Origin of the sequence: Microbacterium sp. NPDC079356 (assembly GCF_049545465.1) — a bacterium.
Taxonomy (GTDB): domain Bacteria; phylum Actinomycetota; class Actinomycetes; order Actinomycetales; family Microbacteriaceae; genus Microbacterium; species Microbacterium gawkjiense.
In genome coordinates this window covers 548,710-567,262 of sequence record NZ_JBMWDN010000001.1, presented here as the reverse complement: position 1 = coordinate 567,262, position 18,553 = coordinate 548,710, and the positions used below count along the sequence as shown (strand labels likewise).

The following is an 18,553-nucleotide window of genomic DNA, read 5'->3' as shown; positions in this document are numbered from 1 at the left end:
CGTGACTTCTGCAGCCCTCTCCCTCGTCGCGAGCATCCCCAGCCCGCCGATCAGCTCGTTCCAGCTCGGCCCACTGACGATTTACTTCTACGCCCTCTGCATCCTCGCGGGCATCGTGGTGGCCACGTTCTGGACCAACCGCCGTCTGACCAAGCGCGGCGCGGAGCCGTGGGTCGTCATCGACATCGCGCTGCTCGCGGTGCCGCTGGCCATCATCGGCGCACGCATCTTCCACGTCCTCACGCACCCGGGGTTCTACTTCGGCGAGGACAAGGACCTGTGGGCGATCTTCCGCATCTGGGAGGGCGGCATCGCCATCTTCGGCGCCCTGATCGGCGGCGCCGTGGGTGCGTGGCTCGGCTGCAAGTGGAGCGGCATCCGCTTCTGGACCTTCGCCGACGCGCTCGCGCCCGCGCTCCTGCTGGCGCAGGCGTTCGGCCGCTTCGGCAACTGGTTCAACCAGGAGCTCTACGGCCTGCCCACCGACCTTCCGTGGGGCCTGGAGATCAGGTACCCGAACCCGGCCTGGCCGGCGGGTCTGCCCGAAGGCACCCTCTTCCACCCGACCTTCCTCTACGAGGTCATCTGGAACGTCATGGGTGTGATCATCATCGCCGCGGCGGGTCGCCGCTTCCGGCTGCAGTGGGGTCGCCTGTTCGGCCTGTATCTCGTGTGGTACTCCGCCGGCCGCATCGCGTGGGAGTCCATCCGCATCGATCCGAGCGAGGTCTTCCTCGGCCTGCGCACGAACGTGTGGGCATCGTTCCTCGGCGTCGTCGTGGGTCTGGTCATCATGATCGTGCAGAAGCGCCGGCACCCCGGGTTCGAGCCGTCGCCGTATCAGCCGGGACGCGAATGGACGCCTCCGGGCGCGGTACACTCGCAGGGAACCGATGACTTCGTCGACGTGAGCGCACCCCCCGCGTCCGAAGAATCCTCCGACTCGGCCACAAGCTCAGTCACCACCCGATAGCACCGCAGGGCCGACGTCGTCCCAGGTTGAGCACCCATGTGAGGACGGTAGGCATGCCCTCGAGCTCCCGTCACGAAGACACCACGACCCGGTCGGCCGGGACCATCACCGGTGGTTCGTTCCCTGCGAAACAGGGGATGTACAACCCGGCGTTCGAAAAGGACGCCTGCGGTCTGGCGATGGTCGCGACGCTGCGCGGTGAGGCGGGCCACGACATCGTGGACCTCGCCCTCACCGCGCTGCGCAACCTCGAGCACCGCGGCGCGATCGGGTCGGATGCCGGTACCGGTGACGGCGCCGGCATCCTGACGCAGATGCCCGACGCGTTCCTGCGCGCGGTGGTCGACATCGACCTGCCGCCCGTGGGGGAGTACGCCGCAGGTCTCGCGTTCCTCCCGACGGACCACGACGAGCGCGCGGCCCAGAAGAGCGCGATCGAGGCGATCGCGCGGAGCGAGGGCCTCACCGTCCTCGGCTGGCGCGTGGTGCCGACGGCCGACGAGAACCTCGGCAAGCTGGCGTTCCACGCCCGTCCGGCCTTCGAGCAGCTGTTCGTGTCGCGGCCGGCGGTCGGCGACGCGCCGGCGCTGTCGGGCATCGCGCTCGACCGGCGGACCTACCGCCTCCGCAAGCGCGCCCAGCACGAGCTGGACGCCTACTTCGTCTCGCTCTCGAGCCGCACCCTCGGCTACAAGGGCATGGTCACGACCCTGCAGCTCGAGCCGTTCTACCCGGACCTGCAGGACGAGCGGTTCGCGACCGAGCTCGCCGTCGTCCACTCGCGGTACTCCACCAACACGTTCCCATCGTGGCCGCTCGCGCAGCCGCTGCGCATGCTGGCGCACAACGGTGAGATCAACACCGTCAACGGCAACCGCAACTGGATGCGGGCGCGTCAGTCGCAGCTCGAGTCCGAGCTGCTCGGCGACATCCGTCCGCTCCTGCCGATCTGCAGCCCGGGCCAGAGCGACTCGGCCTCGTTCGACGAGGTGCTCGAGCTGCTGACGCTGACCGGGCGCAGCCTGCCGCACGCCATCATGATGATGGTGCCCGAGGCTTACGAGAAGCAGGCCGACATCCCGGCCGACCTGCGCGCCTTCTACGAGTACCACTCGATGCAGATGGAGCAGTGGGACGGTCCGGCCGCCCTCATCTTCACCGACGGCTCGCTCGTGGGGGCGACGCTCGACCGCAACGGTCTGCGTCCGGGTCGGTGGACCGAGACCACCGACGGACTCGTCGTCATCGGCAGTGAGACCGGTGTGCTCGACTTCGAGCCCGAGCGCATCAAGCGCCGCGGCCGGTTGCAACCCGGGCGCATGTTCGTCGTCGACACGGCCCAGGGCCGCATCGTCGAGGACGACGAGATCAAGCGCGACCTCGCCACCCTCCACCCCTGGCAGGAGTGGCTCGACGAGGGTCGCGTGCGCCTCAAGGACCTCCCCGAGCGCGAGCACATCGTGCACCCCATCGCCTCGATCACGCGCCGTCAGCGCACCTTCGGTTACACCGAGGAGGAGGTCCGCATCCTCCTGACGCCGATGGGCCAGACGGGCGCCGAGCCGCTGGGAGCGATGGGCTCCGACACGCCCATCGCCGTCCTCAGTGAGCGTCCCCGCCTGCTGTTCGACTACTTCGTGCAGCAGTTCGCCCAGGTGACGAACCCGCCGCTGGACTCCATCCGTGAAGAGGTCGTCACCTCGCTCGGGCTCGGCCTCGGTCCCGAGCGCAACCTGCTGGCATCCGGACCGGACCACACCCGTGTCATCACGCTCGACTTCCCGGTCATCGACAACGACGAACTCGCGAAGCTGCAGAACATCGACCGCGCCTTGCCCGGTCGGCGCTCCATCACGATCCGCGGTCTCTACCGCGCCGACGACGACGCGGACTCGCTCCGTGCGCGCCTCGACGAGATCAACGCCGAAGTGGATGCCGCCATCGCCGACGGTGTCGAGTTCATCATCCTCAGCGACCGCGACTCCACCTCGGACCTGGTTCCGATCCCGTCCCTGCTGACGCTCTCGTCGGTGCACCACCACCTCATCCGCAACGAGAACCGCATGAAGGTCGGTCTCGTCGTCGAGGCCGGTGATGTGCGCGAGGTGCACCACGTCGCGACCCTGATCGGCTACGGCGCGTCGGCGGTCAACCCGTACCTCGCGATGGAGACGGTCGAGTACCTCGTCCGCGCCGGATACATCACCGGTGTCGAGCCCGAGAAGGCCGTCCGGAACCTGATCTACGCGCTCGGCAAGGGCGTGCTGAAGATCATGTCGAAGATGGGCATCTCGACGGTGTCCTCGTACGCGGGAGCGCAGGTCTTCGAGGCCGTCGGCCTGTCGCAGGAGTTCGTCGACACCTACTTCACCGGCACCGAGACGAAGCTCGGCGGAATCGGGATCGAGGAGATCTCGCGCGAGAACCTGGCCCGTCACGAGTTCGCCTACCCGGCGGACCAGGCCGCCCGTGCGCACGAGCGGCTGTGGACCGGTGGCGAGTACCAGTGGCGTCGCGACGGCTCGCCGCACCTCTTCAACCCCGATACGATCTTCCGTCTGCAGCACGCGACGCGGACCCGTCGGTACGACATCTTCCGCGAGTACACCCACCTGATCGACGAGCAGGCCGCCGAGCTCAAGACGCTCCGCGGACTGTTCCGCCTCAAGACCGGGGTGCGTCCGGCGGTGCCGATCGACGAGGTCGAGCCGGTGTCCTCGATCGTCAAGCGCTTCTCGACGGGCGCGATGAGCTACGGCTCGATCTCGAAGGAGGCGCACGAGACCCTCGCGATCGCGATGAACCGTCTCGGCGCGAAGTCCAACACGGGTGAAGGCGGCGAGGACGTCGATCGTCTGCTCGACCCCGAGCGGCGCAGCTCCATCAAGCAGGTCGCGTCGGGACGCTTCGGTGTCACGAGCATGTACCTGACGCACGCCGACGACATCCAGATCAAGCTCGCCCAGGGCGCCAAGCCCGGCGAAGGCGGTCAGCTGCCCCCCGGCAAGGTGTACCCGTGGATCGCCCGCACGCGCGGCGGCACCCCGGGCGTCGGCCTGATCTCGCCGCCGCCGCACCACGACATCTACTCGATCGAAGACCTCAAGCAGCTCATCTTCGACCTGAAGCGCGCCAACCCGTCCGCGCGGGTGCACGTCAAGCTCGTGAGCCAGTCGGGCATCGGCGCGGTCGCGGCCGGCACCGCGAAGGCGCTGGCCGACGTCATCCTCGTCTCCGGTCATGACGGGGGGACGGGCGCGAGCCCGCTCAACTCCCTCAAGCACGCGGGCACCCCGTGGGAGCTCGGTCTTGCGGAGACGCAGCAGACGCTGATGATCAACGACATGCGCGGCCGCGTCGTCGTGCAGGCCGACGGTCAGCTCAAGACCGGGCGCGACGTGCTCATCGCCGCGCTCCTGGGCGCCGAGGAGTTCGGTTTCGCGACGAGCGCGCTCGTGGTGGAGGGGTGCATCATGATGCGCGTCTGCCACCTCGACACCTGCCCCGTGGGTGTCGCGACGCAGAACCCCGAGCTGCGCAAGCGCTTCACGGGCAAGGCGGAGCACGTCGTCAACTTTATGGAGTTCATCGCCCAGGAGGTCCGCGAGTACCTCGCCGAGCTCGGCTTCCGCTCGATCGACGAGGCCGTGGGGCACACCGAGGTCCTCGACGTGCAGCCCGCCGTCGACCACTGGAAGGCGCACGGCCTCGACCTGTCGCCCATCCTGCGGGGTCCCGCCTTCTCCGACGACGCGCCGCGACGCCGGGTGCAGGAGCAGGAGCACGAGCTCGAGGAGCACTTCGACGTCGCCCTGCTCGACCGGGCGCGCGACGTCGTCGAGCACGGCGGCCACCTGACGATCGACCTGCCGGTGCGCAACACCGAGCGCGCCGTCGGCACGATGCTCGGCCACCACGTCACCAAGGTGCACGGCGAGAACGGTCTGCCCTCCGGCACGATCGAGGTCAACCTGACCGGGTCGGCGGGGCAGTCCTTCGGCGCGTTCCTCCCGTCGGGGATCGCGCTGCGCCTGGAGGGCGACTCGAACGACTACGTCGGCAAGGGACTCTCCGGCGGCGAGATCGTCGTCCGGCCGCCGCGTGCGGCGACCTTCGACGCGTCGAAGAACGTCATCGCCGGCAACGTCATCGGCTACGGCGCGACGCGGGGCTCGATGTTCCTGCGCGGCGTCGTCGGCGAGCGGTTCCTCGTCCGCAACTCCGGCGCGACCGCGGTCGTCGAGGGTGTCGGCGACCACGCGCTCGAGTACATGACCGGGGGACTCGCCGTCATCCTCGGCCCGACCGGGCGCAACCTCGGGGCGGGCATGTCGGGCGGTTCGGCCTACATCTACCGGCTCGACCGGGCGCTCATCAACCGCGAGGCGCTCGCGACCGGCGAACTCGAGCTGCTCGAGCTGGGTGCCGGCGACGTCGAGATCCTCCGCGACCTGCTGAGCCGTCACACCGAGGAGACCGGATCGGACCTCGCCGAGCGACTGCTCGCGAACCTCGACACCGAGGTCGCGAACTTCACTCGGGTCCTGCCGCGGGACTACGCGGCCGTTCTGAAAACCCGCCAAGAGGCGGCCGCTGAGGGGCTCGACCCCGACAGCGACGTCGTCTGGACCCGCATCCTGGAGGTGACCGGTGGCTGATCCGAAGGGCTTCCTCAAAGTCACCGAGCGCGAGCTGCCGCCGCGCCGGCCCGTTCCCGTCCGCATCATGGACTGGAAGGAGGTGTACGAGCAGGGCGACCAGGCCGTGCTCCGCCGACAGGCCGGCCGCTGCATGGACTGCGGCGTACCGTTCTGCCACCAGGGCTGCCCGCTCGGCAACCTCATCCCGGAGTGGAACGACCTCACGTGGCGCGGCGAGGGTCGTGCGGCCATCGAGCGGCTGCACGCGACGAACAACTTCCCCGAGTTCACGGGTCGACTGTGCCCGGCCCCCTGCGAGAGCTCCTGCGTGCTCGGCATCAACCAGCCGGCCGTCACGATCAAGCAGATCGAGGTCTCGACGATCGACGAGGCCTTCGCCAACGGCTGGGTCGAGGCCGAGCCCCCCGGGCGCCTCACCGGCAAGACGGTCGCGGTCGTCGGCTCGGGGCCCGCGGGTCTCGCCGCCGCTCAGCAGCTGACCCGCGCCGGTCACACCGTGGCCGTGTACGAGCGCGACGACCGCATCGGCGGTCTGCTGCGCTACGGCATCCCGGACTTCAAGATGGAGAAGCGACACCTCGAGACGCGCCTGCGTCAGATGCGCGACGAGGGCACCCGCTTCCGCGCGGGGGTCGAGATCGGCAAGGACCTGTCGTGGGCGGACCTGCGCGCCCGCTACGACGCGGTCGTCGTCGCCACCGGCGCCACCGTTCCGCGCGACCTGGCGATCCCCGGGCGCGACCTCGACGGGGTGCACTTCGCCATGGAGTACCTCGTCGAGTCCAACAAGGCCGTCGCGGGCGACCAGGTTCCCCACCAGATCCACGCCGAGGGCAAGCACGTCGTCGTCATCGGAGGTGGCGACACCGGTGCGGACTGCATCGGCACCGCTCACCGCCAGGGCGCGCTGAGCGTCACCAACCTCGCGATCGGCAAGCAGCCGCCGGAGTCGCGGCCGGACCACCAGCCGTGGCCCATGATGCCCACGATCTTCGAGGTCGCCTCGGCGCACGAAGAGGGCGGCGAACGCTCCTACCTCGCCTCGACGGTCGAGTTCCTCGGCAACGAGGCGGGCGAGGTGCGTGCCCTGCGCGTGGCCGAGACCGAGTTCGTCGACGGCCGCCGCGTCCCCAAGAGCGGGACCGAGCGCGAGATCCCCGCCGACCTCGTCCTCATCGCGATGGGCTTCACCGGCCCCGAACGCACCGCCCTCGAGGAGCAGCTCGGCACGGTGTTCGACACGCGCGGCAACGTCGAGCGTGCCGATGACTGGCAGTCGACCGCCCCGGGCGTGTTCGTGGCGGGGGATGCCGGGCGTGGCCAGTCCCTCATCGTCTGGGCGATCGCGGAGGGACGCGCGGCCGCTTCGGCTGTCGACGAGTACCTCATGGGGTCGACCAGCCTCCCGGCGCCGGTCCGTCCGACCGACGTCGCGATCGGTCTCCCGCACGCCTAGGCTGGAACCGATCCCAGATCCCGAATCACTACCCGACGGAGCTATTTCTGTGAGACGCGCGAAGATCGTCGCCACGCTGGGTCCCGCCACCGAGAGCTATGAGATGGTCCGCGCGATCATCGACGCCGGTGTGGACGTGACCCGTTTCAACCTCAGCCACGGCGACTACGCCGACCACGACGCCCGACTGGCCAACGTCCGGAAGGCGTCGGACGACGCCGGCCGTGCCGTCGCCGTCCTCGTGGACCTTCAGGGACCGAAGATCCGTCTCGGTCGCTTCGCCGAAGGCCCCCACTTCCTCGCCGTGGGCGACGTCTTCAAGATCACGACCGAGGACATCGCCGGCACGAAGGAGATCGTCGGCACGACCTTCAAGGGTCTGCCCGACGACGTGAAGAAGGGTGACTTCCTCCTGATCGACGACGGCAAGGTCCGCGTCCAGGTCACCGGTGTCGAGGGCCCCGTCGTCACGACCGAGGTCATCGTCGCGGGCTACGTGTCGAACAACAAGGGCATCAACCTGCCCGGTGTCGCCGTCAACGTCCCGGCCCTCTCCGAGAAGGACGAGGCCGACCTCCGCTGGGGTCTGCGCGCCGGGGCCGACATCATCGCCCTCTCGTTCGTGCGCAACGCCGCCGACGTGACGCGCGTGCACGAGATCATGGCGGAGGAGGGACGCAAGGTCCCCGTCATCGCCAAGATCGAGAAGCCGCAGGCGGTCGACGCGCTCGAGGAGATCATCGACGCGTTCGACGGCATCATGGTCGCCCGCGGCGACCTGGGCGTCGAGCTCCCGCTGGAGGCGGTGCCCATCGTGCAGAAGCGCGCGGTCGAGCTCTGCCGCCGCATGGCCAAGCCCGTCATCGTCGCGACGCAGATGCTCGAGACGATGATCGAGAACCCCGTCCCCACCCGCGCCGAGACCAGTGACGTCGCCAACGCCGTCCTCGACGGTGCGGACGCCGTCATGCTCTCGGGCGAGACGAGCGTCGGCAAGCACCCCGTCGGCGTCGTCGAGACGATGGCGCGCATCATCGATGCCACCGAGACCCACGGGCTCGAGCGCATCCCGCCGCTGACGGCCAAGCCCCGCACGCAGGGTGGCATCATCACCCTCGCTGCCAACGAGGTGGCCGAGTTCGTCGAGGCGAAGTTCATCTGCCTGTTCACCGAGTCGGGAGACACCGCCCGCCGCATGTCGCGGTTGCGCCCCGGCATCCCGATGCTGGCGTTCGCGATCGACCCGGCGATCCGTCGCCGTATGGCGATCACGTGGGGCATCCAGTCGGCCCTCGTCGAGCATGTGGCACACACGGACCTCATGTTCCTGCAGGTCGACGACTACTTCCTCTCGCGCGGCCTCCTCGAGGAGGGCGACAAGGTCGTGGTCATCTCCGGTTCCCCTCCCGGGATCATCGGGGCGACCAACGACATCCGCATCCACAAGATCGGCGACGCCGTCCACGGCAAGGCACCGATCTACAAGGCGGAGAGCTGACGCCTCACGGTCATCGGAAGCGGGCAGTCCCTCGGGACTGCCCGCTTTCTAGCACTCGGGATGCCACGGCGGAAGGCCTCCGGCCGGAGATTCCGGCGGGCGTAGGGTCGGGCGGCAAGTAGTCACCATCCGATCGCAGGAGGTCATCATGGGGTTCTTCGGTTTTCTGATCCTGGGGCTCATCGCCGGCGCCATCGCCAAGCTGATCCTTCCGGGCAAGCAGGGCGGGGGCTGGTTCGTCACGCTCATCCTGGGCGTCGTCGGAGCGCTCTTGGGCGGCTGGCTGGGCAGCGTGCTGTTCAACAGGCCGCTCGAAGAGTTCTTCAGCATCCAGACGTGGCTTCTCGCCATCGGCGGCTCGCTCATCGTCCTGCTGATCTACGGCCTGATCGTCGGCCGTCGTCGGACCACCTGACGCGGAGAACACGGAACGGCGCCCCTGCGGGGGCGCCGTTCCGCTGTGGTGCCGGTGGTGGGAGTCGAACCCACACGCCCTTTCGGGCAACCGAGTTTGAGTCGGTCGCGTCTGCCATTCCGCCACACCGGCGCGAGCCTCAACGACGATACCGCAGGATGGCGGGTCGCCCTGGCCTAGGATGGACGGGTGACTGAGCAGGAACCCTCCACCGCCCCCCAGGCTGCCCCGGCTCCCCGACGCGTCGTCGTCGCGGAGGACGAGTCGCTGATCCGCCTCGACATCGTCGAGATCCTGCGTGACAGCGGCTTCGACGTCGTCGGCGAGGCGGGCGACGGTGAGACCGCCGTCCAGCTGGCCACCGAGCTGCGTCCCGACCTCGTCATCATGGACGTGAAGATGCCGATCCTCGACGGGATCAGCGCGGCGGAGAAGCTTAGCAAGAACCACGTGGCCCCCGTGGTCCTCCTCACGGCCTTCAGTCAGAAGGAGCTCGTCGAGCGGGCGAGCGAGGCGGGCGCCCTCGCCTACGTCGTGAAGCCGTTCACCCCGAACGACCTCCTGCCGGCCATCGAGATCGCCCTCGCACGCTACGAGCAGATCATCACGCTCGAGGCCGAGGTCGCCGACATGGTCGAGCGCTTCGAGACCCGCAAGCTCGTCGACCGCGCCAAGGGCCTGCTCAACGAGAAGATGGGCCTGTCCGAGCCCGAGGCCTTCCGCTGGATCCAGAAGGCGTCGATGGACCGCCGACTGACCATGCAGGACGTCGCCAAGGCGATCATCGAGCAGCTCGCGCCCAAGAAGTCCTGACGCGGTCACCGTGATCGAGGAGTTCGATCTCCCGGTCGACCTCGCCTCCCGTCGCGGCACGATCACGCTCCGCGGTGCGGAGGAGGGCGACCTCGACGCGATCGTCGCGCTGCTGTCGGACGACACCGTCAGCGCGGGCCGCGGCGACGTCGCGGCATCCGACGATCGTCCGCTCTACCTGCGGGGGCTACGGCGCATCCTCGCCGCAGACGGGAACGACCTGCTCGTCGTCGAGCGCGAGGGTCGCATCATGGGGACGATGCAGCTGACCGTGGTGCCGGGCATGGCGCGACGGGGGAGTACTCGCCTCATGATCGAGGCCGTGCGTGTCGCCGGTGCGGAGCGCTCGGGCGGGATCGGAGCCGCGATGATGATGTGGGTCACGGACGTCGCGGCACCTGCGGTGGGCGCGTCCCTCGTCCAGCTCACCTCGGATGCGGCGCGCACCGAGGCGCACCGGTTCTACACGCGGCTGGGTTTCGTCGACTCGCACATCGGCTTCAAATACGCCGTCGCGCGCTGACCCGGGTCAGGATGCCGGCCGGTCCCGCACCATGTTGGTGATCCGGACCGTCGAACACCGCCTGCCCCGGTCGTCGGTCACCACGATCTCGTGCACCGTGAGGCTGCGGCCGAGATGCAGCGGGGTGCACACGCCCGTCACCCAGCCCTCCGTCGCGGAGCGGGTGTGGGTCGCGTTGATGTCGATGCCGACGGCGAGGCGGCCGGGTCCCGCGTGCAGGTTGGCGTGCATCGATCCGAGCGATTCGCCCAGCACGACGTAGGCGCCGCCGTGCAGGAGACCGACCGGCTGGGTGTTGCCGGCCACCGGCATCCGTGCCACCGCCTTCTCGAGGGTGAACTCGACGAGCTCGATCCCCATCTTGTCGGCGAGGGCGCCGAGGCCGCGGTCCTTCGCCCAGCTCAGGCCGTCGCCGGCGGAGAGGGCGTCGGGGGAGGGGGCGTTCTCGGACATGGCTCGGACCTCGGCGTCGGGTGGCGCCGACCCGGCGCCGCTGCGGGGGAGTCGATGTCGCACGCCCGAACTAGGCTGGCTGGGTGAGCGACTCCGCACAGCCTACTCTGCTCGTCGTCGACGGCCACTCGCTGGCCTACCGGGCGTTCTTCGCGCTCCCGGTCGACAACTTCTCGACGAAGGACGGCCAGCACACCAACGGCATCTACGGCTTCCTGTCGATGTTCGTGAACCTCGTGAAGGCCGAACGTCCCACGCACCTCGCGGTCGCATTCGACACCTCGCGGCAGTCGTTCCGCACCCGCGTCTACGAGGACTACAAGGCGAACCGGTCCGAGTCGCCGGCCGAGTTCAAGGGGCAGATCCCGCTGCTGCAGGACTGCCTCGCGGCGATGGGCGTGCCGGTCCTCACGAAGGAGGACGTCGAAGCCGACGACATCCTGGCGACGCTCGCGACCCAGGGTGTCGAGAGCGGCTTCCAGGTGCTCGTCTGCTCGGGCGACCGCGACACGATCCAGCTCGTCGCCGACGACGTGACGCTGCTCTACCCGAGCGTGCAGGGGGTCTCGCAGCTGAAGCGCTACACCCCGGACGCCGTCGTCGAGAAGTACGGCCTGCCGCCCGAGAACTACCCCGACATCGCGGCGCTCGTCGGCGAGACGAGCGACAACCTCCCCGGCGTCCCGAAGGTCGGCGAGAAGACGGCGGTCAAGTGGCTCACCCAGTTCGGGTCGCTCGACGAGCTGCTGAACCGCGCGGACGAGATCAAGGGGGTCGTGGGCGGCAACCTCCGCGAGCACCTCGATGACGTCCGCCGCAACCGTCAGCTCAACGCCCTCCTGCGCGACGTCGAGCTCGAGCTCACCCCGCAAGACCTCGCCGTCCAGCCCATGGACACGCAGGCGGTCCGCGATATCTTCGCCCGCCTGGAGTTCCGGACCCTCCTGCCGCGCGTCTTCGACGCGTTCGGTGCGGACGCCGAGCCGCCCGCTCCCGAGGTCGCGGCCCCCGAACCGCAGGAGACGGGTGCCGCGACCCTCGCGGCGTGGCTGGCGGAGCAGACCGGCGAGCTCGCCCTCACCGTCGCGGTCGCCGGCGGGCTCCCGACCCGCGTCGGCGTCGCGACGACGGACGCGGTGCGCGAGACCGCGTGGGGTGAGTCCGCCCGCACGGTGCTCGCCCCGTGGCTGCAGGGCGACGCGCCGAAGGTGATGGTCGACGCGAAGCCGCAGGTGAAGGCGCTGCGCCGGGCGGGTGTGCGCCTCGGCGGGCTCGCGTTCGACGTCCTCCTCGCCGGGTGGCTGCTGCGGCCGAGCCTGCCCGACAAGAACCTCGCCGACCTCGTCGACCGCTACCTGGACGAGAAGCTTCCCGAGGCCGACCCGTCGCAGCTGGTGCCCGAGACCGAGGGCGCGACCCCGGGTCAGCTCGCCTGGTTCGCCCTGCGCGTCGCGGCCGCCGAGCGGGCGGAGCTCCCGGCACCCGTCTCCGCGGTGCTGACCGACATCGAGCTCCCGACCCTCGACGCCCTGGCCGACATGGAGCTCGCGGGCGTCTCGGTCTCCCGCGACAAGCTGTCGGGTTTCTCGGGTGAGCTCGCCGCCCGCGCCGACGCGATCGCGCAGGACGCGTACGCGATCATCGGGCGCGAGGTGAACCTGGGCTCGCCGAAGCAGTTGCAGGAGGTGCTGTTCGACCAGCTCGAACTGCCGAAGACCCGCAAGACCAAGACCGGGTACTCGACGGATGCCGCGGTCCTCGCCGACCTGCAGGACACGAATCCGCACCCGTTCCTCGGCCTGCTGCTGCAGCACCGCGAGGCCACGAAGCTGCGCCAGATCATCGAGTCGCTGACGGTCGGAATCGCCGACGACGGCCGCATCCACACGACCTACGTCCAGACCGGCAGCCAGACGGGTCGGCTCTCGAGCACGGATCCGAACCTGCAGAACATCCCGATCCGCAACGAGGAGTCGCGCCGGATCCGCGCGGCGTTCGAGGTCGGGGCGGGGTACGAGACCCTCCTGACGGCCGACTACTCCCAGATCGAGATGCGCATCATGGCGCACCTCTCGGGCGACCCCGGCCTCATCGAGGCGTTCAACTCGGGCGAGGACCTGCACCGGTTCGTGGGCGCCCGGGTGTTCGGCGTCGAGCCCGCCGAGGTGACGGCTCCGATGCGCACGAAGGTCAAGGCGATGTCCTACGGGCTCGTCTACGGCCTCAGCGCGTTCGGCCTGTCGAAGCAGCTGCGCATCGAGCAGTCCGAGGCGAAGCAGCTCATGCTCGAGTACTTCGCGCGGTTCGGCGCCGTGCGCGACTACCTGCGGTCCTCGGTCGAGCAGGCCCGCATCGACGGGTACACCGAGACGATCTTCGGCCGCCGCCGCCCGTTCCCCGACCTGACGAGCCCCAACCGCGTGCTCCGCGAGAACGCCGAGCGGGCGGCGCTCAACGCTCCCATCCAGGGCAGCGCTGCGGACATCATGAAGATCGCCCTCGTCGAGATCCACCAGGACCTCCTCGATCAGGGCCTCGGCTCACGCGTGCTGCTGCAGATCCACGACGAACTCGTCGTCGAGGTGGCCACGGGGGAGTGGGATGCCGTGGAGCAGATCGTCCGCACGCGCATGGGCGACGCGGCCGACCTCTCGGTGCCGCTCGAGGTGCAGATCGGCCGGGGCGGCGACTGGGACGAGGCGGCTCACTGACGCGGAGCGTGCGACGCTCTACGCTCGGAGGATGACCGACGCACAACGCACACCCACTCCGATCGACACGATCGCGGACCGCTGGGTGGACACGCTGGCCGAACTCTCCCCGAGCCTCGCGACCTACATCGGGCGCACGGAGCACAACGGCCGACTGGACGACTACTCGCCCGCCGGGCACGAGCGTCTGGCCGCTGCTGCAGCCGAGACGCTCCGCGCGCTCGACGCCGCGGACGCGGTCGACGACGTCGACGAGGTCACGAAGATGGACCTCTCGGCCGAGCTGGGGCTCCACCTCGACCTCCACGCGGCGAAGTCGCACCTGCGCGACCTGAACGTCATCGCCTCGCCGTCGCAGGACATCCGCTCCGTCTTCGATCTGATGCCGACCGACACGGTCGACGACTGGTCGGTCGTCGCCACCCGCCTCGCCGCCATTCCGGGGGCCCTCGCCGGTTACGTCGAGACACTCCGACAGGGCATCGCGGAGGGTGTCGTCCCCGCGCAGCGGCAGGTCCGGGAGGTCGTGACGCAGATCGCGCGCTACACGAGCGACACGGGCTTCTTCGCGTCCTTCGTCGGTGAGGCCGCGCCCGCCGAAGGGCACCTCCCCGCCTCGCTGGCCCGCGACCTCGCCGATAACGCCGGCTCCGCGCGGGTCGCCTACGATCAGCTCGCCGCATTCCTGCGCGACGAGCTGGTGCCCGTCGCGTCCGAGACCGACGCCGTCGGCCGGGAGCTCTACGCCCTCCACTCCCGCAGCTTCCTGGGCGCGACGATCGACCTCGACGAGACCTATGAATGGGGGGTCGAGGAACTGGCCCGCATGGTCGCCGAGCAGGAGGCCATCGCGAACGAGATCAAGAGCGGCGCCACCGTCGAGGAGGCGGTCGCCTTCCTCGAGCAGGACGAGAGCCGCAAGCTCCACGGGACCGAGGCGCTGCAGGCCTGGATGCAGGCGACCAGCGACCGGGCCGTCGAGGAACTCGGCCGCACGCACTTCGACATCCCCGAGCCGATCCGTCGCCTCGAGTGCATGATCGCCCCTACGAACGAGGGCGGTATCTACTACACCGGGCCCACCGACGACTTCTCGCGGCCCGGGCGCATGTGGTGGTCGGTCCCCGAGGGCGTCGACTCGTTCGACACCTGGCGGGAACTCACGACCGTGTACCACGAGGGCGTCCCCGGGCATCACCTGCAGATCGCCCAGGCCGTCTACAACCGCGCAGAGCTCAACTCGTGGCGCCGACTCCTGGCGGGCTCGAGCGGCCACGCCGAGGGCTGGGCGCTCTATGCCGAACGCCTGATGGCCGAGCTCGGCTACCTCGACGACCCGGCCGACCGCCTCGGGATGCTCGACGGTCAGCGGATGCGCGCCGCCCGTGTCGTCCTCGACATCGGCGTGCACCTCGGCAAGCCGCGTCTGGACGGCACCGGGGTGTGGGATGCCGACTACGCGCTCGAGTTCATGCGTCGCAACGTCAACATGTCGGACGAGTTCATCCGCTTCGAGGTGAACCGCTACCTCGGCTGGCCCGGCCAGGCCCCGTCGTACAAGGTCGGCCAGCGTATCTGGGAGCAGATCCGCGACGAGGCGGCGCAGCGCGGGGGCGCCGACTTCGACATCAAGCAGTTCCACATGCGGGCACTCCGCCTCGGCGGCGTCGGTCTCGACACGTTGCGGGCCGCTCTGCGCGACGGCTGAGCGACGGAGACAGACGAACGGGGATGCCGGGAATAGCCGGCATCCCCGTTATCGTTCATTCAGTTGAATGAAAGGGGCGGACATGACCGCAGTTGAGCTGGGCCTCGACACCTTCGGGGACATCACCGTCGACGAGCGGGGCGAGCGCGTGTCGGGCGCGCAGGCGATCCGCAACCTGCTGGCGCAGGCGGAACTCGCCGATCAGGTGGGGGTCGACTTCATCGGGGTCGGGGAGCACCACCGCGCCGAGTACGCCGTCTCAAGCCCCGAGATCGTGCTGTCCGCGATCGCCGCGCGCACCGAACGGATCCGGGTCGGAACGGCCGTGACCGTCCTCTCCAGCGACGACCCGGTACGCGTCTACGAGCGCTTCGCGACGCTCGCAGCGATCTCCGAGGGGCGCGCCGAGGTGATCCTCGGGCGCGGGTCGTTCATCGAGTCCTTCCCGCTCTTCGGCTTCGATCTGTCGGACTACGAGACGCTCTTCGAGGAGCGGCTCGAGCTGTTCTCGCTCCTGCGCCAGGAGAAGCCGGTGACGTGGCAGGGGACGACCCGCCCCGCACTGCAGCAGGCGGACGTCTTCCCGAAGACCGAGGCGGGCATCCGGGCCTGGGTCGGCGTGGGGGGATCCCCCGAATCGGTGATCCGCACCGCGCGCTACGGGTACGGCCTCATGCTCGCCATCATCGGCGGCCCGGCCGCGCGCTTCCGCCCGTACGTGGACCTCTACCACCGCGCGATCGGCGAGCTCGGCACCGAGGCGCAGCCCATCGGCATCCACTCGCCCGGTCACATCGCCGACACCGACGAACAGGCGTGGGAGGAGGCGTACCCGGGCTTCGAGGCGCAGAACAACACGATCGGCCGCGACCGCGGCTGGCCGCCGTACAGCCGGATGCGGTTCCAGCACGAGATCGGACCCGAGGGGTCGATCTACGCCGGCTCGCCCGAGACCGTCGCGCGGAAGATCGCCGACACGGTGAGGACCCTGGGGGTCGGCCGCTTCGACCTGAAGTACGCCAACGGCACCCTCGGCCACGACAAGCTCATGCGCTCGGTCGAGCTCTACGGCACGAAGGTCATCCCGCTCGTGCGCGAGATGCTCGGCGAGTGACCCGGGCGCGGCCCCGACCCTCGTACGATGCAGGGATGACCGCGACCTCGACCGGCACGCTGACCGCCCGTCTCGATCGGCTGCCGTTCACGCGCACCCACCTGCGCGTCCTCACCGGATCGGGAACGGGCTGGGCGCTCGACGCGATGGACGTCGGGCTCATCTCCTTCGTGATCGCGGCCCTTGTGGACCAGTGGCAGCTGTCGACCTCGCAGACGTCGTGGATCGCCTCGGCGGGCTTCGCCGGCATGGCGGTCGGCGCCACCGTCGGCGGACTGCTCGCCGACCGCATCGGACGCCGCTCCGTCTTCGCGCTGACGCTCCTCGTCTACGGCATCGCGACGGGCGCGAGTGCGCTCGCGGGCGGTCTCGTCGCGCTCATCGCGCTGCGTTTCGTCGTCGGCCTGGGTCTCGGCGCCGAACTGCCCGTGGCGAGCACCTACGTGAGCGAGTTCGCACCGGCACGGATGCGGGGACGCATCATCGTCGTGCTCGAGGCGTTCTGGGCGGTCGGATGGACGGCCTCCGCGCTCATCGGGTACCTCGTGATCCCGACGGCCGCAGAGGGGTGGCGGTGGGCGCTCGCGATCGGCGCGATCCCCGCGGTCTACGCGCTCGTCGTGCGCTGGGGGCTGCCGGAGTCGCCGCGCTGGCTCGCCTCCCGCGGGCGGACGGCGGACGCCGAACGGGTCGTGGCGGGCCTCGAGGCCTCTCCCGCGGTGTTCGGACGCCTCGCTCCGGCCGCGGTCGACGCGGTCGAGGCGCCGGCCGCTCCGGCCACGACCGTGGCGATGCGGCTGCGAGGACTCTGGGCGTCAGGGATGCGGCGGCGCACCGCTGCGCTGTGGGCCGTGTGGTTCTGCGTGAACTTCTCCTACTACGGCGCGTTCATCTGGATCCCGACGCTCCTCGTCTCGCAGGGGTTCGGTCTCGTGCGCAGCTTCGAGTTCACCCTCATCATCACGCTCGCGCAGGTACCGGGGTACGCGGTCGCCGCCTGGCTCATCGAGGTGTGGGGCCGCCGCGCGACACTGTCGGTGTTCCTCGCGGGCTCCGCGGTGGCGGCGATCGTGTTCGGCCAGGCCACGACGGTGCCCATGATCCTCGGGGCCGGGATGGCGCTGTCCTTCTTCAACCTGGGCGCGTGGGGCGCCCTGTACGCCGTCACCCCCGAGACGTATCCGACGTCGCTGCGCGCGACGGGCGCGGGCTGGGCCGCCGGCATCGGCCGGATCGCGTCGATCCTGGCGCCGCCTGCTGTCCCCGCACTTCAGGCGATGGGCGGCGTCCCGGTGGTCTTCGTCGTCCTCAGCGCGTTCTTCGCCGTCGCCGCCGCGGCGACGTGGGGGCTCGCCGAGTCCCGCGGGCGGAGCCTCGCCGAGTGAGCGCGTCCTACGCTGGAGGGATGCCGCAGGACATCCGCTACGTCGCGATCGGGGACTCGTTCACGGAGGGTGTCGGCGACGAGCTGCAGGACGGGAGCGTCCGCGGCTGGGCGGACCTCGTCGCGCAGGGCTGGGCGGATTCCCGCGGCGCAGCGATCTCGTACGCGAACCTGGCCATCCGCGGCAAGCTCATGCAGCCGATCGTCGAGGAGCAGCTCGAACGCGCGCTCGCCCTCCGGCCGACTCACCTGTCCTTCAACGGCGGCGGCAACGACATGCTGCGTCCGCGCACGCCGATCGCGCGCATCGCCGACGCGTTCTCGCACGTGCTCCGCCGCTGCGACGAAGAGGGCGTCACGATGATCGTCCTGTCGGGGGCGAACCCGTCCGCGCAGTTGCCGCTGGCGGGCCTCATCCAGAGACGCGGCGACGAACTGTCTCGCGCGGTGACCGACCGCATCCGCGGACGCCACGACCTGGTCGTCGCGTTGAACTGGCCCGACCGCGAGCTCTCGGACCCGTCGTTCTGGTCGGCGGACCGGCTGCACATGAACGCGCGCGGGCATCACCGCGTCGCCGCGCGCGTGCTGGAGGCGCTGGGGGAGCAGCCCCCGACCGAGTGGTGGCGGCTGGAGGAGGACGACACGGCGGTCGCCCTCGGTCGCGGCCGGTACTTCCGCGAGCACCTCGGGCCCTGGTTGCGGCGCCGGCTCACGGGCACCTCGTCGGGAGACGGACGCGAGCCGAAGTTCGCGGAGTGGCTGACGGTCGAACCGCGCTGAAACCGGATTCGACCGTCCTGTCAAGACCATCCAGGATCTTTGCAGCATCCGGGATGATCGG

Annotated in this window: 13 protein-coding genes and 1 tRNA gene; 12 read left to right on the top strand and 2 right to left on the bottom strand. The window is 69.9% G+C overall.

The window, feature by feature from the left end; translation table 11 throughout:
- Window position 1: 1 nt before the first annotated feature.
- The 5 genes from lgt to ACPEH0_RS02855 all read left to right on the top strand — a co-directional run bounded on the left by lgt (window position 2) and on the right by ACPEH0_RS02855 (window position 9,003).
- Window positions 2–973 carry a prolipoprotein diacylglyceryl transferase gene (gene lgt, locus ACPEH0_RS02875; RefSeq protein ID WP_366213065.1) on the top strand — a complete coding sequence of 324 codons (972 nt, stop codon included), beginning with the start codon at window positions 2–4 and terminating at the stop codon, window positions 971–973.
- Window positions 974–1,026: 53 nt separating this feature from the next.
- Window positions 1,027–5,631, top strand: a complete 4,605-nt coding sequence (gene gltB / locus ACPEH0_RS02870; RefSeq protein ID WP_217531881.1) for a glutamate synthase large subunit — start codon at window positions 1,027–1,029, stop codon at window positions 5,629–5,631.
- Window positions 5,624–7,090 (top strand): glutamate synthase subunit beta, encoded by a 1,467-nt coding sequence (locus ACPEH0_RS02865; RefSeq protein WP_366213066.1) that lies wholly within the window; start codon window positions 5,624–5,626, stop codon window positions 7,088–7,090. Before gltB ends, ACPEH0_RS02865 begins: the two co-directional genes overlap by 8 nt.
- Window positions 7,091–7,139: 49 nt before the next feature.
- A complete protein-coding gene (gene pyk, locus ACPEH0_RS02860; protein ID WP_217531877.1) occupies window positions 7,140–8,588 on the top strand; it encodes a pyruvate kinase in 1,449 nt (482 codons plus the stop codon).
- Window positions 8,589–8,736: 148 nt separating this feature from the next.
- Complete coding sequence (locus ACPEH0_RS02855; RefSeq protein WP_311862151.1) at window positions 8,737–9,003, top strand: GlsB/YeaQ/YmgE family stress response membrane protein; 267 nt, start codon at window positions 8,737–8,739, stop codon at window positions 9,001–9,003.
- A gap of 46 nt (window positions 9,004–9,049) precedes the next feature.
- Here the strand turns inward: ACPEH0_RS02855 and ACPEH0_RS02850 are convergent.
- A tRNA-Leu gene (locus tag ACPEH0_RS02850) sits at window positions 9,050–9,135 on the bottom strand.
- 57 nt (window positions 9,136–9,192) lie between these two features.
- On the opposite strand from ACPEH0_RS02850, the gene ACPEH0_RS02845 reads away from it, so the two are divergent.
- Both ACPEH0_RS02845 and ACPEH0_RS02840 read left to right on the top strand, forming a co-directional pair.
- Complete coding sequence (locus ACPEH0_RS02845; protein WP_064002042.1) at window positions 9,193–9,816, top strand: ANTAR domain-containing response regulator; 624 nt, start codon at window positions 9,193–9,195, stop codon at window positions 9,814–9,816.
- A 10-nt stretch (window positions 9,817–9,826) separates the two neighbouring features.
- Window positions 9,827–10,339: a GNAT family N-acetyltransferase gene (locus ACPEH0_RS02840; protein WP_366213067.1), complete on the top strand. Its 513-nt coding sequence runs from the start codon at window positions 9,827–9,829 to the stop codon at window positions 10,337–10,339.
- Window positions 10,340–10,345: 6 nt separating this feature from the next.
- Here ACPEH0_RS02840 and ACPEH0_RS02835 read toward each other — a convergent pair whose 3' ends face one another.
- A complete protein-coding gene (locus ACPEH0_RS02835) occupies window positions 10,346–10,792 on the bottom strand; it encodes a PaaI family thioesterase (protein ID WP_253034445.1) in 447 nt (148 codons plus the stop codon).
- Window positions 10,793–10,875: 83 nt separating this feature from the next.
- On the opposite strand from ACPEH0_RS02835, the gene polA reads away from it, so the two are divergent.
- The 5 genes from polA to ACPEH0_RS02810 all read left to right on the top strand — a co-directional run bounded on the left by polA (window position 10,876) and on the right by ACPEH0_RS02810 (window position 18,492).
- A complete protein-coding gene (gene polA / locus ACPEH0_RS02830) occupies window positions 10,876–13,503 on the top strand; it encodes a DNA polymerase I (RefSeq protein ID WP_366213068.1) in 2,628 nt (875 codons plus the stop codon).
- 31 nt (window positions 13,504–13,534) lie between these two features.
- A complete protein-coding gene (locus ACPEH0_RS02825) occupies window positions 13,535–15,211 on the top strand; it encodes a DUF885 domain-containing protein (RefSeq protein ID WP_217531873.1) in 1,677 nt (558 codons plus the stop codon).
- Between the two features lie 82 nt (window positions 15,212–15,293).
- Window positions 15,294–16,325 (top strand): LLM class flavin-dependent oxidoreductase, encoded by a 1,032-nt coding sequence (locus tag ACPEH0_RS02820; protein WP_366213069.1) that lies wholly within the window; start codon window positions 15,294–15,296, stop codon window positions 16,323–16,325.
- Between the two features lie 35 nt (window positions 16,326–16,360).
- Window positions 16,361–17,710 carry an MFS transporter gene (locus ACPEH0_RS02815; protein WP_366213070.1) on the top strand — a complete coding sequence of 450 codons (1,350 nt, stop codon included), beginning with the start codon at window positions 16,361–16,363 and terminating at the stop codon, window positions 17,708–17,710.
- A gap of 20 nt (window positions 17,711–17,730) precedes the next feature.
- On the top strand, window positions 17,731–18,492 hold the full coding sequence (locus ACPEH0_RS02810; RefSeq protein WP_217531966.1) for an SGNH/GDSL hydrolase family protein: 762 nt from the start codon (window positions 17,731–17,733) through the stop codon (window positions 18,490–18,492).
- Window positions 18,493–18,553: the final 61 nt, after the last annotated feature.

Excerpts from the sequence above, each read along its gene's own strand:
- gltB (WP_217531881.1), top strand. The coding sequence starts at position 1,027 with ATGCCCTCGAGCTCCCGTCACGAAGACACCACGACCCGGTCGGCCGGG.
- ACPEH0_RS02855 (WP_311862151.1), top strand. The coding sequence starts at position 8,737 with ATGGGGTTCTTCGGTTTTCTGATCCTGGGGCTCATCGCCGGCGCCATC.
- ACPEH0_RS02835 (WP_253034445.1), bottom strand. The coding sequence starts at position 10,792 with ATGTCCGAGAACGCCCCCTCCCCCGACGCCCTCTCCGCCGGCGACGGC.
- ACPEH0_RS02825 (WP_217531873.1), top strand. The coding sequence starts at position 13,535 with ATGACCGACGCACAACGCACACCCACTCCGATCGACACGATCGCGGAC.
- ACPEH0_RS02820 (WP_366213069.1), top strand. The coding sequence starts at position 15,294 with ATGACCGCAGTTGAGCTGGGCCTCGACACCTTCGGGGACATCACCGTC.
- ACPEH0_RS02815 (WP_366213070.1), top strand. The coding sequence starts at position 16,361 with ATGACCGCGACCTCGACCGGCACGCTGACCGCCCGTCTCGATCGGCTG.
- ACPEH0_RS02810 (WP_217531966.1), top strand. The coding sequence starts at position 17,731 with ATGCCGCAGGACATCCGCTACGTCGCGATCGGGGACTCGTTCACGGAG.